Origin of the sequence: Paenibacillus sp. FSL H8-0079 (assembly GCF_037991315.1) — a bacterium.
In the GTDB taxonomy this organism is placed as follows: Bacteria; Bacillota; Bacilli; order Paenibacillales; family Paenibacillaceae; genus Paenibacillus.
Genome location: NZ_CP150300.1, coordinates 1,954,027 through 1,976,757 on the forward strand (window position 1 = coordinate 1,954,027; position 22,731 = coordinate 1,976,757).

Below are 22,731 nucleotides of genomic sequence, written 5' to 3' on the forward strand. Positions count from 1 at the left end.
GGCCGACTCCTTTGTTTTTTGTTGCCAAAAAGGGTTATAGTTAGTAATGAATGCGAATACATAAGCTCCATTAACGGAAGGATGAGATACGATGGATATCCAAGGAATGGAACGAATGAATCAACAATTGATGGATAACGTGGGAAAAGTGATCGTGGGCAAAGAGCATACCATAGAGCTGGTGATGACAGCGATCATAGCATCTGGACATGTACTGCTGGAGGATGTACCGGGTACCGGGAAAACGATGCTCGCCAAATCGGTAGCCTCCTCATTGGACTGCACATTCCAGCGTATACAGTTCACACCGGACTTGCTGCCATCTGACTTGACAGGGATTCATTTCTTTAATCAAAAAGAAGGGGATTTTGAGTTCAGACCCGGCCCCTTGTTCGCTAATCTTGTATTAGCCGATGAGATTAACCGTGCTACACCACGTACGCAATCAAGTTTGCTGGAGTGCATGGAAGAGCGCCAGATCAGTATCGACGGTTCAACGAGACTGTTGGAACGGCCATTTATCGTTATTGCCACCCAGAACCCTGTAGATAACCAGGGAACTTTTCCGCTACCTGAAGCGCAGATGGATCGCTTTATGATGAAAATTCGTATGGGTTATCCAAGCAGTGAAGAGAGTGTAGAAATTTTGAGACGTACGGTGGCAAGCCGCTCTGTTGATGATTTGTCGGCAGTGATCAGTCGTGAAGAACTTATGAAGGCACAGGATACGTATAAAACAGTGCAAATCAACGAAGATTTGCTACGATATATCATTCAGTTAACCGAAGCGACAAGGCAACATCCCGAGCTCTCGCTTGGCGTAAGTCCACGAGGGGCTCAGGCATTACTCAAGGCAAGTCAGGCTTGGGCTGCACTGCATGGCAGAGACTTTGTGTTGCCGGATGATATTAAAGTTCTGGCGGAGCCTGTGCTGGCCCACCGACTTGTATTCCGTAACCGGATCAGACAACAAGAAGGCTTGGCGGAGCGTATCATCCAGGAACTTCTGAATCAGACAGAAGTACCAACGGAGAACCTCGCTACAAGCGGGCGTTAGTCTTATGGCATTATTATGGCTTGTCCTTGTAGGAGGCATTGTCGTTGGCATACACGGTGTATGGTTCGGACGACCTGCACTGCGAAAGCTCAAGTACAGCAGACAATTCAGCAAGCTGCGTTGTTATGCTGGAGATGAGCTTGAGATGGTGGAGACGATATCGAATGAAAAACGAGTCTCCGTTCCGTGGCTCAGACTTGAAGCAATGATGCCTGTGTCGTTTGTATTTCGTTCCGGTTCAGGTATGGATATTAGCCAAGGCGAAATCTATCAGAACCATAAGAGCATTTTCACACTAAAACCGTTTACGCGTATCACGCGCAAGCATCCGTTCTCATGTACTCAGCGTGGCATCTATCCACTCAATACAGCAAGCATGACAGGTGGGGACCTCTTTGGCGTGTGGCGTTCCACCAAACCGATTCCTTTGCATATGTCCATGGTCGTGTATCCTTCATTAGTGAATGCAGAGGATCTTCCCGCCATATATCAAGTGTGGCAGGGGGAAGTGGAAGTATCGCGATGGATTGTCGAAGATCCGTTCCTGATTCTGGGTGTTCGCCCTTATGGTGCAGGCGACCCGATGAATCGTATCCACTGGAAAGCGAGCGCACGTACGGGTGAATTGCAAGTCTACAAGCAGGGATGGACAGCAGATCCGCAATCATGGATTGTAGTTAACATTCAGGAGTCTGCAGATATGTGGAGTGTAGTCACTCGACCAGAGAAGATCGAACGGGCACTTCGTTACGCTGCCACGGCTGCAGTGGATGCCATCGGTAGAGGGTTGCCGGCAGGCTTCGCCCATAATGGTTATCATGTGGGTGGAGGTCGCGATGCAGTTCGGATTGAGCCGGATTATGGAACACCCCATCTGGAAAGGGTACTGGAAGCTATGGCTGAGACCGAGTTGAAATGCATGGTGCCCATGGAACAATTCCTGAATGATGAAGTACGTCTGAATGAAGAAGCACAGCAAATCCGCAGCTATCTGTTGATCACATCCTATGTATCTGCCGCTATGGAGCACGAGATTTCGCGTCTGCACGAACAAGGGCATCGCGTGACGGTTCTCCCGGTAGAGGACGTGAAGGGTGATACGAAGGCGGTGAGTGCATGAGGGACAGACAGGTAGCGACGACCAAGGGACTTATAGCGATGCTTGCCGTCTTGATGGCTGGCATATACCTTTTTCCGATATTTACGCTTGCTTCATTCTACGCAATGGAACATTTGCCGTACACATTATTCATCCTGGTTGTTCTCGCGGGTTGGTTGGGACAATTCATTCAGCATAAAATTCCGGGATTTAGCGAGAAGAGTACATTCATTCGTGGAGTAACGGCATTCGTCATAGGACTTCTCTTCGCACTCGTTATAGGGATGAGCCTCATTCTCCCGTTGCCGGATATCATTACACTGGTATTGTGTGGAGTCATCTCCGCTTATGCAGGCCTGAGCTTCGAGCCAGACTTTCATTCTGTTTTGTTATGGCGTTTGCAGATTGTGGGGGTAATCAGTGCGATCGTGCTTACGGTTGCTTCGAACCGCTTGGAGTTTATGCAGCCGATACAAGCCTACACCATGTGGATCTATATTGCAGGAGTAATCAGCTTTGCCTTCTGGCTGGTTGGAAGATATATGCTACAACTGGACCGGGCAATACTTAATGATGGCAAGCGAAAATTAGTATTGCGCGATTTTGCTCGTGCGAATCATCAGCGGTTCATGTGGATGTTTATTGTCATCGTCGCTATTGGTGCTTTCCCAAGTTTGGCTGCATGGTTGAGACCACTACGTGACCGTTTGCTCGCATGGATCAGGGGATGGTTTGACCCGATTTCCGGCGAGGATCCACCACTACCAATGGACGCCCCAAATCAGCCGCTAAATATACCGCAGGAGTGGAGAGAACCACCCTCCGAACCTTCAATCTTTTGGAACATTCTCGGATGGGTAGTGATGTCTGCTTTAGCAGGAGCAATCCTGTGGCTGCTTCTGAGGTTCGGACAAAAAACGATAAACAGATTTTTGGATCGATTCAAGGGGATGTTACAACCAGGTGTAAAGAAAGCAGAACCGCGGACGGAGTATATGGATGTCAGTGAGACGCTTGAGGCGCCGGAGAAAGTTCGAAAGACTTGGTTTCGGAAGAAAGAAGTGCCACCTGTGCAGGATGCTGAGCGTGTCCGGTATTACTATCGGACTTGGATTGATAAGGCTGCTCATCGAGGAGTGGGAATACAGGGGACGCACACTCCGCTGGAGGCTGCCCAGACCATTATTCAGAATGGTGTGAAGCAAGAGGAAGATGAGTTATCTGCGAGACTGCCAGATACGTATAACAGCGTGCGTTATGGAGGAAAAGTTCCGGATCGTTCCGATATGGTTGAGATTGACCGAATCTGGAAATCTTATCGAAGTAAATAAGTCCGGAATCCCTTTACTTTTCTTGTCACGTTCAAGTATCATGAGAGGAATACACAAGTTGGTCAGAAAAGGAGCAGACATTAATGAAGACAAATCATTGCAAAATTGTAGATTGTACGATCCGTGATGGCGGATTGGTGAATAATTGGGACTTTAGCGTGGACTTTGTTCAACAGCTGTATGCTGGATTGAATGAAGCTGGCGTTGATTATATGGAAATTGGATATAAGAACTCTCCGAAGTTGCTGAAAGGTGCGGAGGAAGCAGGACCTTGGCGTTTCCTGAATGATGATTTCTTGCGTAAAGTTATTCCTCAAAAAGGTAATACCAAACTGTCTGCACTGGTTGACGTTGGACGTGTGGATGAGAACGACATCTTGCCTCGCAGCGAGAGCATGCTGGATCTGATCCGGGTTGCCTGCTACAGCAAAGATGTAGACAAGGCACTTGCACTGGTTCAAACATTCCATGATCGTGGATATGAAACAACACTGAATATTATGGCACTCTCCAATGTTATGGAGAATGAGTTGCTGGAAGCATTTGAATTGATCAAAGAAAGCTCCGTAGATGTGGTCTACATTGTAGATTCCTACGGTAGCCTGGATCATAATGATGTGAAATACCTGGTAGAGAAGTTCAAAACTCATTTGCCTAACAAGCGTCTTGGCGTTCACACCCATAACAACATGCAGCTCGCGTTCTCCAACACATTGGTTGCTGCGGAACTGGGAGTTGAACTGCTTGATGCTTCTGTATATGGTATGGGACGTGCGGCAGGTAACTGCCCAACCGAATTGCTCGTAGCTCATCTGAAAGGTACGAAATACAATCTGCGCCCAGTCCTCGGTGTACTGGAACAGTTGATGGTACCCCTTAGAGAAAAAGAAGAGTGGGGCTACATTCTGCCTTACATGATCACAGGTGCATTGGACGAGCATCCACGTTCGGCGATGGCGCTTCGTTCATCGGAAGACAAGGACAAGGTTGTTGATTTCTATGATAAATTAACAACACCAGAAGTGAATTTCGACAAGTAATATAGTCTGAAATACAGTTGCAAACTAGGAAAACATGGACTCCACCTGGAGATCCATGTTTTTTTTAGTTCTTAATACCTTGTTTTTCTCCATTTTTATGAATAAATATTCCTAGGAGTAACTATTTTTTAGTTCACGTATACAGAATTAAATGTTATTATGTACCAGATAGCATGTGCATGCATGTGAATTGAACGTTGGTAAATATGTTTTTTTGTCGAATTGTGTAGCGGGCAGGGCAAGTTTGGTAAATGTAATTCTGGATAGGTGATCCCGGGAAGGAAAACACGGCATGAAGGTTAATCTGCAAGATCAGAGAAAAATAGGTTGGGTCGCTATATGCGGCTTATTGTGTTTCCTCGCAAGTCAATGGTTTCGTTCTTCTTCAAGCTCTGATCTGATCATATCGGGTTACCCTGTTTTGACACTCTTGGGTGGATTCGCTGCGGCGGCGGCTTGTATCGGCATTTATAATCAAAGCTGGTTGTTTCGTACGCAGAAGCTGACCCTTCGGAGGGTGTTATTGACAACACTCTTTTTATTGATTGGACTGTTTGAACTGGTTCATATCGTTTCTTTTGCAGAAGAGATTCCGAACGGAGCGATGATGGAATCGGAATTCTCCTTGATGATGTCTACTATGGGGTCTTTGGTATGTTCAGTAGGTTTACTGCTCGTGTACACCATAACTGAGAAGGAAATTGCATTACCACGCAAATTCTTACTGTTCAGTGGGACGTTGGGTACCTTTGTTATTCTATACACATTGGCTATTCAGGAATGGAGCATATTGCCGAATATGCTTGAGGGTGAAGTACTTGGCGGGATTTTCACCCGGGTTCATTTTATCGTCGGATTGCTGTATGGCATTATTGCCGTTATTTTGTTTGTACAATGGAAAAAAACCAAGGATGGTGACTTGCCATCCATTCTATGCGGTATTCTGTGTTTCTTCTTTGGGGAATGTTATTTTATTTCCGCCACAGGGGTGAACGATCTCAATCTGCTGTTTGGATTGTTGAGTAACTGTATGGCATATTTTTTCATCCAAAAAGGGTTGTACACGTCCGTTGTGGACACGCCGTTTCTGCAACAGCAGGTTGCTGAAGCCAAGATGAATTACATTGCTCATCATGAGGATGTGACGGGGCTTCCAAACCGTCGTCGCCTTTCGCAGCGGTTGAAAATGATGATGGATGATGCCGTGGTGGAGGAAAAGCTTGTCGGTGTGCTGGTCCTGAATATTAATCGGTTCAAGACCATTAATGATTCGCTCGGACAGCAAGCAGCTAACCGGGTTCTTCGCCAGGTAGGTCAACGTCTGAAACATTCGTCACTTCCAGGAGAAGAAGTATTTGGCCTGGGAAGAGATGAGTTTGCATTGACGATGACAGATTTCAGCACAACCGATACAGCGTTGCGGAGAACAAGATCTATTTTACAACTCTTCGAGAAGCCTGTCCTGGTTGACGGTAATGAGTATCATCTTACACTTGGAATCGGCATGGCGATTTTCCCGCATGATGGTGAGTCACCACAGGAGATTATTCAGAATGCAGATACGGCTCTGCACAATGCCAAAGAACAGGGCATGGAATTGAACCGTTATGCTCATGCGATGCAGATGAAAGCACAGGAACGTTTGCAGCTTGAGAATGATCTGCGGAAGGCGTTGGATCGAGGTCAGTTCTATCTGGTCTACCAGCCGCAGGTTAATCTGCAAAGTGGGCTAATCGTCGGCATGGAAGCATTGGTGCGCTGGCAGCATCCGCAGCGAGGTTCGGTATCTCCGGCTGAATTTATTCCTCTGGCAGAAGAAAGTGGGCTGATTGTACCGCTTGGCGAATGGGTGCTTCGTGAAGCATGTGCACAGAATAAGCAGTGGCAGGAAGCCGGTTATCGTAAACTGTGTGTTTCGGTGAATCTGTCCATGAGACAGTTCAGGCATTCGCATCTATTGGACAATATCAATGGCATTCTCAAGGAGACTGGGCTTGAGCCGGTATGGCTTGAATTGGAGATTACGGAGAGTATGACATTTGATAAAGACCGGGCATTCGAGCAGTTACGTAAAATCAAAGAGATTGGTGTGCATATCAGTATTGATGATTTTGGAACGGGATACAGCTCGTTGCACTATCTGAAGGATCTGCCGATTGATCGGCTCAAGATTGACCGTTCATTCGTTAATGAGGTCATGGAGGACAGCAATAACGCTGCGATCGTATCGACCATCACTTCAATGGCTCATCATTTACATCTGAAAGTGACAGCTGAGGGCGTGGAGAACGAAGATCAGATGGTCTTTCTTCGCAATCAGCATTGTCACGAGGCTCAAGGGTATTTCTTCAGTAAACCGATTGAAGCCGCTGATTTTGAAAAGCGGTTTTTGAGAGATGTGGATAAACCCACAGGATAGGGAACAGCGGGGGCACGTGAGTGCTCCTGCTTTTTTAAGATGGATGTGTAATGAAAAAAATGGTAAATATGACTTGCATGCTATGGAGGATCATGGTATATTATTCTTTGTAAAATCACTGTTAACTTCTGAACGGAACTTAACAATTAGATCGTCAATCATGCGGGTGTAGTTCAATGGTAGAACTTTAGCCTTCCAAGCTAATAGCGTGGGTTCGATTCCCATCACCCGCTTAACGAAGCAGTACCCAGAGCCCTTGCGATGCAGGGGCTTTTTTCTTTTGCTCTAAAAGAAATATGAGGGTAACCTTTGCTTTTTAACAATGATCTGGTACAATAACGGAGAAATTGATACTACACATGAATGAGAGGTAACCATACGTCCCATGAAGTAAAACACATGAATTGAACCCCAGTTAACTGCAGACGGTTGTATGACGCAGTCAGCCAGAGCGGCTGAGCAATGAGGGGATTCGTGTGTCCAAATTCAGCTATGGGAAAAGGTATGGAGCAAGTAAGCCTTTGAGGTTTACGTGTACCCTGTATTTGGGGTTTCTTTGTTCATGCCGTAGCTTACCTTAGATCTGTCTTTGAATGCTTGATCCAACCCTGAATTGCCAAACCGCCGGCTGATGCCAGCGGTTTTTTTTGTTCAGCAAAAAGGATGCAGGAAGGATGAGGCCTCATGACGACATTGGTACGCTTACATGAAGTATCAAAAGAGTGGAACGGTATTGAATTGTTTACAGGATTGAATCTGGAGATTAATGAGGGCGAGCGACTCGCGATTCTAGGTCGCAACGGATGCGGCAAGACAACGTTGTTACGTATCATTTTGGGTGAAGAGCATGGTGGTGGACGGATTGAACGTCATATCCCGCAACAGGAATGGGGATTCATGCGCCAGCGTTCGGAGATTGAGGGCGTGATGAATGTAATGGATGCGGTCCGACGTGAGAGCGGTCAGATCTATGAAGTGAAACGGAAACTGGAGGAATTGGAACAACGCTTGAGCATCAGCAGTGAGGCTGATGATGAGCTACTTGCAGCCTACACAAAAGTGATGGATCAATATGAACAGCTTAACGGATATATGTGGGAGACCGAGGTAGAGAAGGTACTGACACGCCTTGGTTTATCCGCAGAGCATTGGAACAGACCCTATCATTCCTTGAGCGGTGGACAAAAAACAAAGGTTCGTTTGGCAGGCCTGCTTGTCAGCAAACCTAAATTCCTGATCCTGGATGAACCCACGAATCATCTGGATGAGGGAAGCATGCGTTGGCTTGAAGAGTGGTTATCCTCATATGAAGGTACGCTGTTATTTGTATCTCACGATCGTACGTTTATTGATCAGGTAGCAACAGGAGTGATTGAGTTCAGTTCAGAGGCTTTGACCAAATACAAGGGCGGGTACTCCGAGTACAAGGTCCACAAAGAGCGTGAATTACGGGAACAGGAAACGATCTACCGCAGGCAGGAGTTGGAACGAAAGGCGCTGGAAGAGACGATTCGTAATTATCAGGAATGGTTCCATAAAGCGCATAACTCAGCGACCGATGTGGAGGTGAAGATCACCCAGAGCTTCTACAAGGCCAAAGCCAACAAGAATATTTCACGTTACCATGCGAAACAAAAACAGTTGGAGCGGTTGGAGCGGGAACGGGTGGATAAACCGTGTGAAGCTACCAAGTTGAATATGGAATTGCAGATGAGTACACTGGCTGCACGTCAGCTGCTTGCGCTGGAAGAGGTGAGTTTTTCATATACGGGTAACCAGCCCTTGCTTCGCGACCTTCGAATCACTGTTGAACGTGGAGACCGTGTTGCCGTACGAGGCCCTAATGGAACGGGCAAGACGACACTGTTGAAGCTGATGATTGGTGAGCTGGAACCCTCCCAAGGCAAGGTAACACGGCATCCACAGCTGAGAATTGGTTACTTTTCACAGGAGTTGGAAGGACTTCCCGAGACTCTGACGCTGCTGGACAGCTTGCTTACCCTTCCATCCATGACACAAAGTGCGGCACGTACCATTCTGGGATGTTTCCTGTTTTCCAGGGATGATGTGTTCAAGCAGATCGGGGATTTGAGCATGGGAGAAAAGTGCAGAGTGGCATTTCTGAGGCTTTACTTTGGCGGAGCGAATCTGCTGGTGCTGGATGAGCCGACCAACTATCTGGACATCGATACCCAGGAAGTCATGGAGAATGTATTAAAACAGGCTTCAGGTGCTTTGGTGCTTGTATCCCATGACCGTATGCTGACGAAGTCACTTGCGAATCGCTTGTGCGATCTGGAACCTGGTGGCACAGCAACCCTGTTTGAAGGAAGTGTGCCGGATTGGGAGGAGTCCATTAAACTTCGGGAGCTGGCGCTCGAGACCCGGGAATCCGATGACGAACGGTTGCGATTGGAGATGCGCTTATCCGAGTTACTGTCTCCTGTGAGCGCTGCTGGAAAAGACAGTCTGACACTGCCTGAACACGAGAGTGAACGAGCAGTCGAGGCAACGGAGATTCGCGAAATCCAGCAGCGCCTGAAACAATTGAAAGATAAGGGTGCAAGCATAAATTAGAAGATGGACGGCTTGCTATTTCAATCTATTTTGCATATAATTATGAACGATCATCGATGATTACATCGATATGGGGAAGTGTTCAAAAAGATCGGTTTTCAGTACCAAGAAGATGGGATGAAGATAGAAATGGAGTAGCGGAGCGTAGGGAAAACTACGTGAGCAACGGACATTTCGGCTGAATGCCATATTCGATGCTGATGATGCCGTCAGGCATCATTCGTAATCAAAAGCGGACTTTTTGACAACCTCTAGAGGTTTAACTTAAAAGCAAACGTGATGATGGAGATAAGTAAGCAGTGCCTCTGGACAGGGAGGAAGCGCCGTAGATTGAGAGCGTTTCTGTAGAACAAGGCTGCCGAAATTCACTCCGAAGCGGTTCCCTGAACCTGTTTGTGTGCAGACACAGAGGCAACAGTAGGGGCAAACGGTTAACGGTCGTTATTCCGTACAAAGTGAGATAGAACGAGTTGCAGGCCAAAGGGGCCGTGCAGCAAGGGATGTCTAACAAGGGTGGTACCACGGTCTTTTCGTCCCTTCAGGGGAGAGAAGGCCTTTTTTTGTTGCAAAAACACCACAAAAAGGGGGCAATTACACATGAAAGAACGTTTAGAGGCATTAAAGATCGAAGCGCTGGAGCAGTTGTCTGGTGTGAATGATCCGCAGACGCTCAGTGATCTGCGTGTGAAGTATTTGGGGAAAAAGGGTGCATTGACTGAAATTTTGCGCGGAATGGGTGCGCTTAGTGCAGAGGAACGTCCAGTTATTGGTCAAGTAGCCAATGATGTTCGGGCTGCCATTGAGGAAGTCATCGACAGCAAGCAGGATCAGTTCCAGAAGGAAGAGACAGCGAAGCGTCTGCAATCCGAGAAAATTGATGTGACCCTGCCAGGACGTCGTGGACGTCAAGGCGGACTGCATCCACTGACCAAAGTGGTACAGGAGATCGAAGATATTTTCATCGGTATGGGATACCGCGTAGCGGAAGGTCCTGAAGTCGAAATGGATTATTACAACTTTGAAGCATTGAATCTGCCGAAGAATCACCCGGCGCGCGATATGCAGGATTCCTTCTATGTTACAGAAGACTTGTTGATGCGTACCCATACGTCTCCGGTTCAAGTACGTACCATGCAGAGCATGAAGGGCGAAGTGCCTGTCAAAGTCATCTGCCCAGGTAAAGTATACCGCCGTGATGACGACGATGCGACGCACTCTTTCCAATTCAACCAGGTTGAAGGATTGGTCATCAGCGAAAACATTCGTATGAGCGATCTGAAAGGAACCCTGCTGCAATTCGTGCGCGAAATGTTCGGTTCCCACACAGAAATTCGTCTGCGTCCAAGCTTCTTCCCGTTCACAGAGCCAAGTGCGGAAGTGGATGTAACCTGTGTACAATGTGGCGGCAGCGGCTGTCGCGTATGTAAGCAAACAGGCTGGCTTGAAATTTTGGGCGGCGGTATGGTTCACCCGAAAGTACTGGAAATGGGTGGTTATGATCCGGAGAAATACAGTGGTTTCGCATTTGGTATGGGTGTAGAACGTATCGCCATGCTGAAGTATGGTGTTGATGATATCCGTCACTTCTACAATAGTGATCTGACCTTCCTGAAGCAATTCGGACGGCTGTAATTTTAAGACAAGATAGATTAACCATATAGAGCAAGCGAATGAACCGGGAACACCAATTTATAGATGAAGGAAGTGAACGTCCATGAGAGTATCGACAGATTGGCTGTCTGATTATATTTCCCTTGAAGGTGTGACGCCACAGGAATTGGCAGAGAAAATCACCCGTGCGGGAGTAGAAATTGATGTAGTGGAGAACCGCAACAAGGGCGTGAATAAAGTTGTTGTGGGTTATGTGAAGAGCAAGGAGAAACACCCGGATGCCGACAAACTTAATGTATGTGTCATCGATGCTGGTCAGGAAGAAGATCTGCAGATCGTGTGTGGCGCGAAAAATGTGGATGCAGGCCAAAAAGTAGTCGTAGCCCTGGTTGGAGCGAAGCTCCCTGGTGGATTGGATATCAAAAAAGCCAAACTGCGCGGTGTTGTATCCCTTGGCATGATCTGTTCCGCCAAAGAGCTAGGCATGAACGACAAATTGTTGCCGAAAGATCAGCAGGAAGGTATTCTCGTTCTGCCAGAACAAACAGAGGTTGGCAAGCCAATCAGCCAGGTTCTTGGTCTCGACGATCATGTGCTTGAACTGGACCTGACACCGAACCGTTCCGACTGTCTCAGCATGCGTGGTGCAGCTTATGAAGTGGGTGCCATCCTGGGTCGTGAAGTGAAGCTGCCGAGTCCCAAAGACCAACTGGTTGAGGTTGGTGATGCGGCTGCGAATCATATCTCGGTAGAGATTAAGGCACAAGAGCAATGCAGTCACTATGCAGCTCGTTATGTAACAGGCATTAAGCTGGGTGCTTCCCCGCTGTGGATGCAAAACCGTCTGATGGCAGCAGGTGTTCGTCCGATCAATAACATCGTTGATATCACGAACTATGTCATGCTGGAATACGGCCAACCGCTACATGCATTCGATGCGGATAAGTTGGAAAAAGGTCATATTGAAGTGCGGATGGCCAACGAAGGCGAAACGATTGTTACGTTGGATGGCCAGGAGCGTAACCTGGAGCCACATATGTTGCTTATCACAGATGGCGTGAAACCGGTAGCCATCGCTGGGGTTATGGGTGGCGAGAATTCCGAGGTGTCGGAAAGCACGGTAAATCTGTTGCTGGAGTCCGCCAAGTTCGATGGCGGAACCGTTCGGAAAACGTCGCGCCAACTGGGGCTGCGTTCCGAAGCAAGCATGCGTTTTGAGAAGGAAGTAGATCCGGGTGCGGTCATTACGGCTTTGGATCGTGCAGCTGAACTGATTCAGCGTTATGCTGAAGGTGAAGTGCACCAAGGAATCGTGGAAGCTGGAGCGGAAGCTGCGGAGAAACGTGTAATTCAATTGTCGCTGGACAGACTGAATCGTTATCTGGGAACAGATCTGTCTTTGCTTGAGGTGAAAACCATCTTCACTCGCTTGCACTTTGCATGTGGTGATGCTGATCAAGGATTGCTGGATGTGGAAGTACCAACACGCAGAGGGGATATTACGCTCGATGTAGACCTGTTTGAAGAAATTGCGCGTCTGTACGGATATGACAACATTCCTACCACATGGATTGAAGGACCGACGACTCCGGGTGCTTATACACGCTCTCAAGCGATGCGTCGCACGATTCGTGGATTGCTCTCAGGCAGTGGCTGGCAGGAAATGATCAGTTACTCCTTTGTACACCCGGATAAAGCGACTCTGTTCCCGGCGCTGACACAAGGCAGTAAAGCGGTGAAGCTCGCGATGCCTATGAGTGAGGACCGCAGTGTGCTTCGTACGAGTATTTTGCCGCAAATGCTGGATGCAGCGGTGTATAATATGAACCGTAAACAGGATTCACTGGCTGTATTTGAAGTGGGCAATGTATTCTTCACTGAAGAAGATCAATTGACCAAGCAACCACATGAGATTCCGGTATTGGGCTTGCTGCTTACCGGGAATCGTGCAAGCCAGCAATGGAATGTTGGAGTGGAGAAAGTAGACTTCTTCGATCTGAAAGGTGCGCTTGAGCATCTGTTCGCCTATGTGGGTTTGGAACAACGCATTCGCTTGGTAGCAAACAGTCCTGAAGGTTTCCATCCGGGACGTTCTGCATCGGTTTATCTGGAAGGGAAGGATGGCGGAGAAGGCACATTGATCGGTACATTGGGTCAATTGCATCCGGAACTGCAACAGCAGTATGATCTGAATGATGTGTACATCGCAGAGATTGTACTTGAATCGATCTACAATGAAGCAGACGCTGACATTCGTTATCGTGAACTTCCGCGTTTCCCAGCCATGGAACGTGATATCGCGGTTGTTGTGAATGAGGATATTGAAGCTGGAGATATGCTGCGCGCCATTCGTGAATCAGCGGGTGAGTTGCTGCAAACCGTACAGGTATTCGATATATTCACGGGCAGCAAACTGGGCGAAAACAAGAAGAGCGTGGCGATGGCGCTGGTGTACCGGAATCGTGAACGTACACTGACTGATGAGGAAGTTACTGAAGTTCATGCCCGTGTAGTGGCTCGTCTGGAAGAGCAATTCGGAGCGGAATTGCGTAAATAGGCCAGAAGAAGATTTTTTGAACAAAGATTAGCAGGAATTGTTTGAAGTCACATCGAATCCTTAGCATTAGAGGATCGATGTGACTTTTTTGTGATTACAGCTTAGAATCAACATACAGACTTGAAGGAGGGCACAACTGTGACTACACCTGATCGTACACGCGTCACCGTAGATATCTACGGGACTTCCTATAAACTGGTTGGCAGCAGTGCCGACTATATGAAACAAGTAGCTAACCTGGTAGATGAGCGTATGAGCGCGATCTCCAAGCAAAATTCCCGTTTGGATACTCCGCGTATTGCGGTACTGGCGGCTGTACATATGGCTGAACAGTCTCTTCAGACTCAGGAAATCCGGAATGAACTGAAGATGCTTACTGGAGAACGTACAGAACTGAGAAACGAATTGAATCGGTTGAACGCCATACAAAATGAACATCAACAAGAATTGGAACGACGTGACCAGTCTCTTGCTGAATTGCAGAAGCTGAAGCTTCAAGCAGAGCAGGCGCTGCAGAAGGCCGAAACGGACAAGCAAGCAGAAATGGCTAAGTTAAACACATTGCTTGAGCAGGAGCGTGCCCAGGCAACAGAGCGAGTGCAGAAATTGCAGTCTCAAACTACGGCACAACTCAAGGAAGCAGAAGCCAAGGCAGCGAGACAGCTGAAGGAAATGGAAGAAAAAGCGGCAAATCAGTTTAAAACTGCACAGGCACAGGCCGCTTCACAGCTTAAAGAAGCTCAGAATCGTTCTGTAGCCGAACTGCAACAAGCACAGGCCAAAGCTGCCGCGCAATATAAAGAATTGCAGGACAAGACTGCAGCTCAATTGAAAGAAGCCGAAAGTCGTGCCGTTGCAGAACGTCAACAAATTGAAGCCAAGGCTGCACAGCAAGTTCAGACAGCCAAGGAAGAAGCCGAATCCGCCATACTGTCCGAGTTGGAGCAGGCTGAGGCCAATTTGAAGAAAGCCCAGGAAGAAGCGGCACTGCAATATAATGAACTTCAACAACAGATGGAACTTCGCCTCCAGCAGGCTGAAGAAAAAGCGCTGGAACAGACTCAGGCTCTGACGGATCAATCGAATCAAGAGCGCGCTACTTTGCAGGAGCAAGCGGAGCAGAAGCGCCTGACTCAAGTGAATCAATTGAATGCGGAGTTCAAAGCGTTATCCGAGCAGTCGGAACTCGAATGGATGGAGAAAGAAGCAGCCCTCGAGGAACAATTGCAGCAAGCCAAGGAAGCAGCAGCATCCCGCGCAACAGAAGCCGCATCGGCGGCAGAGGCCTTATTGCAAGAAGAACGTGGCAAGCTCAAGCAGCAGCTTGAGGAACAACGTAAACAGGCGGAGACTCGACTATTAGATGTCGAAGAGCAATTGGAAGAAGTGATGACTCAGCTCATCAGTGCACAGGACGTGGTTGCAGAGCAAGAACAGCAGCTTCAGCACGAGCGTGGTCAATTGGAAACATTGCGTCATGAGCATGGGGTCCGTAAACAGGAGCAGGAAGTTCAGACTCGCCGAATCACGGAACTGGAGCAGCAATTGGAACAGTTAAAAGAGGACCGTTCCCAGTTGCAGGAGCTTCTGCGTGAGACGGAGCAAGCTGCCCAGCAATCCCGTGATGCACAGGAACAATGGAAGCAGAAGTATAACGAAACTGTGGATAGAGAAACCTCTCTCACAGCACAGTTGCGCAAACTTCAGGAACAACATACACAGATTGAACAGGAAGCCCAAAACCTTCGTGAGGCTGAAGTGAAGTCGGAAGAGGAACAGCGCAGGTTGCATAAGGTGCTAGAACAGGCTCATGCTGCGGTGCGTACATTGCAGAATGAGATCGGCACACTTACGGAACGTGAGCAGTCCTTGAAAGACCTTGCTGAGCAGCGACTGGCTGAGATCGGCGACCTGGAGAATCAGATTCTCGAAGTTGCTGAACAAAATGAAACGCTGGAGTCTGGTGTGCAATCCCTTCATGATGAATTGTCCGTGGTGAAGGAAGAGTCTCGTTTCAACCATGAAGAGGCTGTGCATTATCAGAAGGAAGCAGAGCTTTTGGAAGAGAAACGCAAACAGCTTGAAGTTGAGCTAAATGTTGTGCGGGAAGAGTTGAACCGACTTCAGGAAAATTATAAACAAATACGTAACGACTACAGTGATGCATTACAACGGGAAGAGAATTACAGTTCCAAGCTGGATGAATTGAATACGGAGAAGCAAGAGATTGTAAGAGCGCTTGAAGAAGCAAGACAATCTTCAGCGAAACTGTCCGATCGCTACTCGGAGCAAGAGAGCCGGCTAGCCCAGACTGAGGAAGAAGCGTTGGAGTGGCAGATCAAACACGAAGAGTTGTCAGCCAAGCAGGCCGAGTTGTCATCCCGTCTGGAGCAGTTTACGAGACGTGAAGAAGAGCTCCGCTCCAGCGTTGCACAAGCAGAGCAGAACGACCAGGTGTGGCAACGCCGTGCAGATGAATGGGCAGCTCAGGAACAATCCTGGCAGGAACGGTGGGCTGCGCTTGAGAATGAACTGACGGTATGGAAGAGAGAAAGTGCGGCAAGTAGCGAGTTGCTGGAGGGACTGGAGCAAGAACGACAGCAGCTGGACCAGTTACGGTCAGAAGCGACTCAAGAGAAACAGATCATGGAAAATGAACTGCTTGAGATGAGTGAACGTTACGAACTAGCGGCCAATCAATTACGTTTGTTGCAGGTTGAACGTGGGATGGAGCAGGAAAAGGCAGAGCAGCTGAATACGGAATATCGTCAGTTGCATGATGAATATACGAAATTGCAGACGGAATATAACGAATGGATTGAATTGATTGAACAGGACCAGACCTAGCGGAATGATTGTAGCAGAACTGGCTCGTGGGCAACGCACTCTGGTACAATTTGTTATACTAAAGAAGGAGCTCCCGTCGCTGCGGGGGCTCCTTGTCTTGAATACTATTCTTCAACGATAATTTTGGAGATCATGCTGCTGTGTCCCGAACCACAGAAGACCGAACAGGACATTTCAAACTCACCGACTTTGTCCGGGGTAATCACTTTGGAACTGTTTCTGGTGTCCAGCATAAGATTCAGCTCAGGCACGAGTATTCCGTGATTTCCGTTTACATTTTCATAAACAATGTTAACCGGGACACCTTTTTTAAGATGGTACTCGGGTTGCTCGAATTCGTAGTTGCTTGCCTTGATGACCAGTTCTTCGCTGGCTGTAACACCAGCATCGGACCCATTACTGCCAGAGTCTGCAGACTGATTCGCCCCTCCGCATGCAGCGAGGACGAGAATTAACATACAGGCAGCAAGCCATGCTATGCCTTTCTTCATCATGTGCCTCCTTAAGCGTGATATGGATAAAATGTGAATGATTGCTCCAGTCATCATACCGCAATATGTGGATGCCTGTACACGCTGCGTATGTCGTTTTGTTGAAAAATATACATGTTTGAGTGGACGGTTCGTTACGACTTCAAATGAAATAAACCTCTTCCGGCACAGGCCTTCAGAGGTTTAGGAGCATTCATTTGGACGTAAATGAGAAGCTGGGATTAGCTTTTGGAGCTTCGTCCGGCATCAAAAGGGGTGGATACCGGGATGAAGAGATCGATAATCCCGATAACCAGCGCAGCGAGAATGGCGCCGAGCAGACTGACCTCAACATGATCTACAACATATTGACCTAGCCAAATCACCAGTGCGCTAACGATAAATCCGACAATACCGCGCCCAAACGGGTTGACCCTTTTGCCGAAGATACCTTCAACGATCCAGCCGAGCAGGGCAATGACGAGAGCAAGCAACAGAGCGCTCCAGAAGCCACCAACGGCGAAACCGGGAACGATCCAGCTGACCACCATTAATACAATTGCAGCGATGACAAATCGCACGACATGTCCCAGGAAATTCATGGTGTGTACCTCCTTTTATTCGGATTGAACTGAGCATGGCAACTCCAAGGGGCTCGGAGAGGTTGCACAATCCTGACACCTGTAGTTTGTGATGCTATGGTTGAAGTTATGTGTGGAAGGATTCGTTAAATAGCGCAAGAAAGTTTCTTTCGTTATAATACAGATATAGTTTGGAAGGAGTTGTACACTTGGACACGAAAATTTTACAAACACTGGAATATCGCAAAATTTTAAATACATTGCTTAGCTATGCCCAGACCACGATGGGTAAAAAGAAAGCGGAGCAACTTGAACCGATCAGTGAACTTGAAGAAGTGAATCGGTTGCTTCAGCAAACCGATGAAGCCTTTACATTTGATCGCTTGAAAGGCTCGCCGTCTTTTGGAGGGATTGTAGACATTACGGCCTCCATCAAACGTGCTGAAATTGGAGGCACACTTAACCCTCACGAGCTTTTGGGAATATCCAATACGACCTTTGCGGCACGACGATTGAAACGTCTGATTGCTACTCTGCATGAAGATGAACCCATTGAATCCTTGTTCTATATCAGTGATCAACTGTCAGAGCAAAAGACGCTTGAGGATGCCATTAAAATCTGTATCGACGATAATGCAGAAGTTGCCGACAGTGCAAGCGTAACGCTTGCGCAGATTCGTCGTGAGCTGCGAGGCGGAGAAGCGCGGATTCGTGAGAAGCTGGATTCCATGATTCGATCCTCCACCGTATCCAAGATGTTGCAGGATCAGCTGATCACGATCAGAGGGGATCGTTTTGTTATCCCCGTGAAAGCCGAATATCGTTCGTACTTCGGTGGGATTGTGCATGATCAATCCGGTTCGGGGGCCACATTGTTCATTGAGCCGGAATCCATCGTTGCAATGAACAACAAATTGCGCGAAACCCGGATTCGGGAAGAACGCGAAATAGAAATTATTTTGCAGAAATTGACGGCACTTGTCAGTGAACAGGGAGAATGGCTGCTGTATGATGTCGGCTTGCTGGGATCGCTTGATTTTATTTTTGCCAAAGCACGTCTGGCTCGTGAACTGAAAGCAACGCTACCACGCATGAATGACCGCGGATTCCTCAAACTGAAAAAAGGCCGTCATCCGTTGATACCGATCGAAAACGTGGTTCCAATCGACATTGAACTGGGCAATGATTACACATCCATTATCGTGACAGGTCCGAATACGGGTGGTAAGACGGTAACGCTCAAAACGATTGGCTTGCTGAGCCTGATGGCAATGTCCGGTTTATTTGTTCCGGCAGAGGATGGTAGCCAGCTATGTGTATTTGATGCGATCTATGCAGACATTGGGGACGAGCAGAGTATTGAGCAGAATCTGAGTACTTTCTCCAGCCATATGACGAACATCATTCGCATTCTGAAGAACATGACGCCAAAAAGCCTGGTATTGCTTGATGAACTTGGAGCGGGAACAGACCCGGCTGAAGGGTCCGCACTGGCGATCTCCATGCTGGAGCATATGCACCGGACGGGATGCCGCATGGTAGCAACCACCCACTACAGTGAACTGAAAGCATACGCATATGAGCGTAAAGGTGTTATTAATGCCAGCATGGAGTTTGACATTAATACACTGAGTCCAACGTATCGCCTTCTGGTGGGTGTACCTGGACGAAGTAATGCATTTGCCATTGCAGAGCGACTGGGACTGCCGGGTTACATTCTCGATTACGCCCGTGGCGAAGTGAAGGAAGAAGATCAACGGATCGAGCACATGATTGCTTCTCTTGAAGAGAACCGTCTTACAGCTGAACAAGAGCGTGAGAAGGCAGAGAGCTTGCGCCAGGACATGGAGAAATTACGCAGTCGTCATCAGACGGAACTGGAAAAGCTGGAACAGCAGCGTGATCGTCGGATTGAAAAAGCAGAAGATGATGCACGTAATATTGTGGACAAGGCTCGTGCCGAAGCGGAGAAGATTATCGCAGATCTTCGTCTGTTGGCTATGGAAGAAGGTGCTTCCGTGAAGGAGCACAAGCTTATTGCCGCCCGCAAACAGCTGGATGAAGCTGAACCGGAGAAGCGCCGGAAGACCGTCAAGAAGACGGCAACAGCACCGAAAACGCGTGCCATCGGTCCTGGTGATGAAGTGCTTGTCTACAGTTTGAATCAAAAAGGTCTTGTTGTGGAGATGTCGGGTAGCAAAGACGCCATGGTGCAGCTGGGGATTATGAAGATGAAAGTATCCCTGGATGACCTGGAACTGCAGCAATCGGCTCCCACAGCCAAACCGAAGCAAAAGCCGGTAACTGGCATGAAGCGCACGCGTGATGACAATGTGAAGAGTGAACTGGATCTGCGTGGTACCAACCTGGAAGAAGCCCTTATGGAGACAGACCGTTTCATTGATGAAGCTTTCCTCGCCAATCTGGGCCAAGTTTATATTATTCATGGTAAAGGTACAGGAATTTTGCGTTCCGGTATTCAGGATTACCTGCGTAAGCATAAACATATTAAAAGTTACCGGCTGGGCAATTACGGAGAAGGCGGGAACGGTGTGACCGTCGCAGAATTGGAATAGCCGGACCATGAATCAATGATATTCTGCGGCCTTATGCATGAAGGTCGCAGATGTGGAGAGGGGAACGGTGCGTGAAAGAAAGCGTCGACCAATTGCTGTCTCATCCCTTGGGGATGGTACTCGGTTTTTTCTCGGTAGCGATTATGGAGCTGCTTGTATTTCTGGCTTGCTTCGAACTGGTGACCAAATATAAATGCTGGACTGAGATCAAGAAGGGCAATGTGGCCGTTGCGATGGCCACTGGAGGCAAGATTTTCGGGATCTGTAACGTACTTCGTTTCTGCATACAGGCTAAATCTTCGGTCTATGAAGCCATGACGTGGTCGTTTGTCGGATTTATCCTTCTGCTCGTTGCCTATTTTTTGTTCGAATTCCTCACACCCGTGTTCTCCATTGATAAGGAGATCGAAGCGGATAACCGAGCTGTCGGATTGATATCCATGATTATTTCCGTCTCGTTGTCGTTTGTTATTGGCGCGAGCATTATCTAGGGGGACCGGTCATGAAAATATTGATACGGATTCTGTTTGCGGCATCGATTGTGTTCTTTGCCATTGGTGTCATCTATGTAATGAATACATGATTATATGAAAGAGAAAGGTTGATCAATATGGAAACAACAGTATGCCCTTGGTGTCAGACGGAGATTGTATGGGATGAGGAGCTCGGTCCTGAAGAAGAGTGTCCTTATTGCCACAATGAGTTAAAAGGATATCGTACGCTCAACATTAACATCGATGATGAAGAGAATGAAGCTGAGGACGACATCTATGATGTAGACGATGTAACGAACGAGAAACAGACTACGGATCTTTCTGATCTGTGGGGGGATGAAGTCGAACTCAAATTGCCGGAGTTGCGAACGTTAACCAAATACGCGGATGAAGGTAATGATCTCATTCAGTATGAACAAGGTGTACAGAAGCAACTTGATCATCAGGAAGAAGTACCAGAGTGCCCGAATTGCCGGGAATTCATGATTCTCGCAGGTACACAAGCTGCAACGCAGGATAACTTCACACCAGTTGCTAACGCTGCTTCAGGTGAAGAGTCACTATTGTCCACACCTTTTAAAGTGCTAACCTATGTGTGCTCTGGATGTTTCCAAGTTCAATACAGTCTGTCTGAGAATGATCGTCTGCGTCTGATCCAGAATCTAAGTACGCAGAAATAAGCATTCCGGAGATTTAAACTAATTTCATAGCAATCCTGAAGATTCATCATGTTTTCCTCTTGCTTGGGGCACGTTAACCCTGAGACCTGCCTGTGTACAGTTCACTTCAGGTGGATTAAGGAGGAGCAGATGAAGATTACTTTAGGCCGACAATCCATTCTGCTTTTGGGCGTGAATGGATTGTTTGCGTTAGCCGGAGCATTGTCAGGAACCTTTTTGAATGTGTTTCTGTGGAAAAGCCGTCCGGATTATGCCATGTTGGGTTGGTTTACCATCAGTCAGCAACTGGCTATTGGACTCACGTTCTGGCTTGCTGGCAAATGGGTTAAGGAACACAATAAAATGAGTGCGTTACGACTGGGTACTGCGCTGTCCGGCCTTTTCTATATGAGTGTCCTCTGGGCTGGATCCAAAGCTGTAGACTGGATTTGGCCTTTGGGCATACTGCTGGGTTGTTCGCTTGGGTTATTCTGGATCGCATTTAATGTCGTGTATTTTGAAATAACGGATCGGGCAAACAGGGATCTATTCAATGGCTGGGTTGGATTACTTGGATCGATGACAGGAATTATAGGTCCTTGGTTCTCCGGTCTTATTATTACCCGTATGGCAGACAACACGGGGTATCGGTTTATATTTACGATATCGCTCGTCATTTATGTCATAGCGGTAGTCTTCAGTTTTTTTCTCAAGAAAAGAAAGGTGAGCGGTACATACCGGTGGTCGGAGCCCTGGACACAGTTATCCCAACCGGATAGTCCCTGGAGAACCTTGGCTTTGGGTTTGTTCGCTCAGGGTGCGCGTGAGGGTGTCTTTGCCTTCCTGATTGCACTGCTTGTCTACGTGGCTACAGCACAGGAGTACAAATTGGGACAGTTCTCACTCATCACCTCAGCCGTGGCATTAGTAAGTTATTGGGCAGCAGGGAAATGGTTTAAACCGCAGTATAGATCGAGAGGCATGTTCATCGGTGCCCTGATTCTGCTGGTGGTGCTCCTTCCTCTTCTCTGGAAAGTCACCTATGGTACGTTGTTAATCATGGGGATTGGGAGTGCTGTCGCAATGCCTCTATATGTATTGCCAATGATATCAGCGGGATTCGACATGATGGGCACAAGTGGCGAAAATGTGGAGAAAAGGGTTGAACTTGTCGTTTTGAGAGAGTTATGCCTGATGCTTGGCAGGCTTTTTGGATTGGCCGTATTTATTGTAACGGTCATGAATGCTCCGTCTCTACGCATGTTAACCTGGCTTATTATTGTCCTCGGTGCTTTTCCGCTAATCGGCTGGATCTTTATGCACAAATTATTGAATCGAACGGAAGGGCAAGAGCCGTCCACATAGAGGGCTATCAATATATAGGTTTTTTAACCAAAAGGGTACAGTTTCAGG

Annotated in this window: 15 protein-coding genes and 1 tRNA gene; 14 read left to right on the plus strand and 2 right to left on the minus strand. The window is 47.7% G+C overall.

Annotation, left to right across the window (positions count from 1 at the left end; all coding sequences use genetic code 11):
* The first annotated feature begins 91 nt into the window (after positions 1-91).
* The 10 genes from MHI06_RS08920 to zapA all read left to right on the plus strand — a co-directional run bounded on the left by MHI06_RS08920 (position 92) and on the right by zapA (position 16,538).
* Positions 92-1,057, plus strand: coding sequence for a MoxR family ATPase (locus MHI06_RS08920; RefSeq protein WP_340401242.1), 966 nt, complete (start codon positions 92-94; stop codon positions 1,055-1,057).
* 4 nt (positions 1,058-1,061) lie between these two features.
* Positions 1,062-2,177 carry a DUF58 domain-containing protein gene (locus MHI06_RS08925; protein ID WP_340401243.1) on the plus strand — a complete coding sequence of 372 codons (1,116 nt, stop codon included), beginning with the start codon at positions 1,062-1,064 and terminating at the stop codon, positions 2,175-2,177.
* Positions 2,174-3,487: a hypothetical protein gene (locus tag MHI06_RS08930; protein WP_340401244.1), complete on the plus strand. Its 1,314-nt coding sequence runs from the start codon at positions 2,174-2,176 to the stop codon at positions 3,485-3,487. The genes MHI06_RS08925 and MHI06_RS08930 overlap by 4 nt, the downstream gene beginning before the upstream one ends.
* Before the next feature lie 83 nt (positions 3,488-3,570).
* Positions 3,571-4,527, plus strand: coding sequence for an aldolase catalytic domain-containing protein (locus MHI06_RS08935; protein ID WP_076330255.1), 957 nt, complete (start codon positions 3,571-3,573; stop codon positions 4,525-4,527).
* 292 nt (positions 4,528-4,819) lie between these two features.
* Positions 4,820-6,946, plus strand: coding sequence for an EAL domain-containing protein (locus MHI06_RS08940; protein ID WP_340401245.1), 2,127 nt, complete (start codon positions 4,820-4,822; stop codon positions 6,944-6,946).
* Positions 6,947-7,108: 162 nt separating this feature from the next.
* Positions 7,109-7,179 (plus strand) — tRNA-Gly (locus MHI06_RS08945).
* A 451-nt stretch (positions 7,180-7,630) separates the two neighbouring features.
* Positions 7,631-9,523 (plus strand): ABC-F type ribosomal protection protein, encoded by a 1,893-nt coding sequence (gene abc-f / locus MHI06_RS08950; RefSeq protein ID WP_340401246.1) that lies wholly within the window; start codon positions 7,631-7,633, stop codon positions 9,521-9,523.
* 597 nt (positions 9,524-10,120) lie between these two features.
* On the plus strand, positions 10,121-11,155 hold the full coding sequence (gene pheS, locus MHI06_RS08955; protein WP_047842255.1) for a phenylalanine--tRNA ligase subunit alpha: 1,035 nt from the start codon (positions 10,121-10,123) through the stop codon (positions 11,153-11,155).
* An 82-nt stretch (positions 11,156-11,237) separates the two neighbouring features.
* Positions 11,238-13,691: a phenylalanine--tRNA ligase subunit beta gene (pheT, locus tag MHI06_RS08960; protein WP_340401247.1), complete on the plus strand. Its 2,454-nt coding sequence runs from the start codon at positions 11,238-11,240 to the stop codon at positions 13,689-13,691.
* 138 nt (positions 13,692-13,829) lie between these two features.
* Positions 13,830-16,538, plus strand: a complete 2,709-nt coding sequence (zapA, locus tag MHI06_RS08965; protein ID WP_340401248.1) for a cell division protein ZapA — start codon at positions 13,830-13,832, stop codon at positions 16,536-16,538.
* Between the two features lie 104 nt (positions 16,539-16,642).
* Here zapA and MHI06_RS08970 read toward each other — a convergent pair whose 3' ends face one another.
* The gene (locus MHI06_RS08970; protein WP_340401249.1) at positions 16,643-17,029 is read right to left on the minus strand and encodes a cytochrome C oxidase subunit II; all 387 of its coding nucleotides are present in this window, start codon (positions 17,027-17,029) and stop codon (positions 16,643-16,645) included.
* A 221-nt stretch (positions 17,030-17,250) separates the two neighbouring features.
* Positions 17,251-17,610 carry a phage holin family protein gene (locus MHI06_RS08975; protein ID WP_036610114.1) on the minus strand — a complete coding sequence of 120 codons (360 nt, stop codon included), beginning with the start codon at positions 17,608-17,610 and terminating at the stop codon, positions 17,251-17,253.
* Between the two features lie 188 nt (positions 17,611-17,798).
* Here MHI06_RS08975 and MHI06_RS08980 point away from each other — a divergent pair, with 188 nt between their 5' ends.
* From MHI06_RS08980 to MHI06_RS08995, 4 genes are all read left to right on the plus strand, one after another.
* On the plus strand, positions 17,799-20,165 hold the full coding sequence (locus MHI06_RS08980; RefSeq protein WP_340401250.1) for an endonuclease MutS2: 2,367 nt from the start codon (positions 17,799-17,801) through the stop codon (positions 20,163-20,165).
* Positions 20,166-20,215: 50 nt separating this feature from the next.
* Positions 20,216-20,656: a DUF350 domain-containing protein gene (locus tag MHI06_RS08985; protein WP_169478835.1), complete on the plus strand. Its 441-nt coding sequence runs from the start codon at positions 20,216-20,218 to the stop codon at positions 20,654-20,656.
* A gap of 119 nt (positions 20,657-20,775) precedes the next feature.
* Positions 20,776-21,339: a hypothetical protein gene (locus MHI06_RS08990; protein WP_340401251.1), complete on the plus strand. Its 564-nt coding sequence runs from the start codon at positions 20,776-20,778 to the stop codon at positions 21,337-21,339.
* A 129-nt stretch (positions 21,340-21,468) separates the two neighbouring features.
* Positions 21,469-22,683: an MFS transporter gene (locus tag MHI06_RS08995; protein WP_340401252.1), complete on the plus strand. Its 1,215-nt coding sequence runs from the start codon at positions 21,469-21,471 to the stop codon at positions 22,681-22,683.
* Positions 22,684-22,731 lie beyond the last annotated feature (48 nt).

Bases quoted from the DNA above. Each gene is read 5' to 3' on its own strand.
- MHI06_RS08920 (WP_340401242.1), top strand. From the start codon at position 92: ATGGATATCCAAGGAATGGAACGAATGAATCAACAATTGATGGATAAC.
- pheS (WP_047842255.1), top strand. From the start codon at position 10,121: ATGAAAGAACGTTTAGAGGCATTAAAGATCGAAGCGCTGGAGCAGTTG.
- MHI06_RS08940 (WP_340401245.1), top strand. From the start codon at position 4,820: ATGAAGGTTAATCTGCAAGATCAGAGAAAAATAGGTTGGGTCGCTATA.
- abc-f (WP_340401246.1), top strand. From the start codon at position 7,631: ATGACGACATTGGTACGCTTACATGAAGTATCAAAAGAGTGGAACGGT.
- MHI06_RS08985 (WP_169478835.1), top strand. From the start codon at position 20,216: ATGTGGAGAGGGGAACGGTGCGTGAAAGAAAGCGTCGACCAATTGCTG.
- MHI06_RS08990 (WP_340401251.1), top strand. From the start codon at position 20,776: ATGGAAACAACAGTATGCCCTTGGTGTCAGACGGAGATTGTATGGGAT.
- MHI06_RS08925 (WP_340401243.1), top strand. From the start codon at position 1,062: ATGGCATTATTATGGCTTGTCCTTGTAGGAGGCATTGTCGTTGGCATA.
- MHI06_RS08930 (WP_340401244.1), top strand. From the start codon at position 2,174: ATGAGGGACAGACAGGTAGCGACGACCAAGGGACTTATAGCGATGCTT.
- pheT (WP_340401247.1), top strand. From the start codon at position 11,238: ATGAGAGTATCGACAGATTGGCTGTCTGATTATATTTCCCTTGAAGGT.
- MHI06_RS08970 (WP_340401249.1), bottom strand. From the start codon at position 17,029: ATGAAGAAAGGCATAGCATGGCTTGCTGCCTGTATGTTAATTCTCGTC.
- MHI06_RS08975 (WP_036610114.1), bottom strand. From the start codon at position 17,610: ATGAATTTCCTGGGACATGTCGTGCGATTTGTCATCGCTGCAATTGTA.
- MHI06_RS08935 (WP_076330255.1), top strand. From the start codon at position 3,571: ATGAAGACAAATCATTGCAAAATTGTAGATTGTACGATCCGTGATGGC.
- MHI06_RS08995 (WP_340401252.1), top strand. From the start codon at position 21,469: ATGAAGATTACTTTAGGCCGACAATCCATTCTGCTTTTGGGCGTGAAT.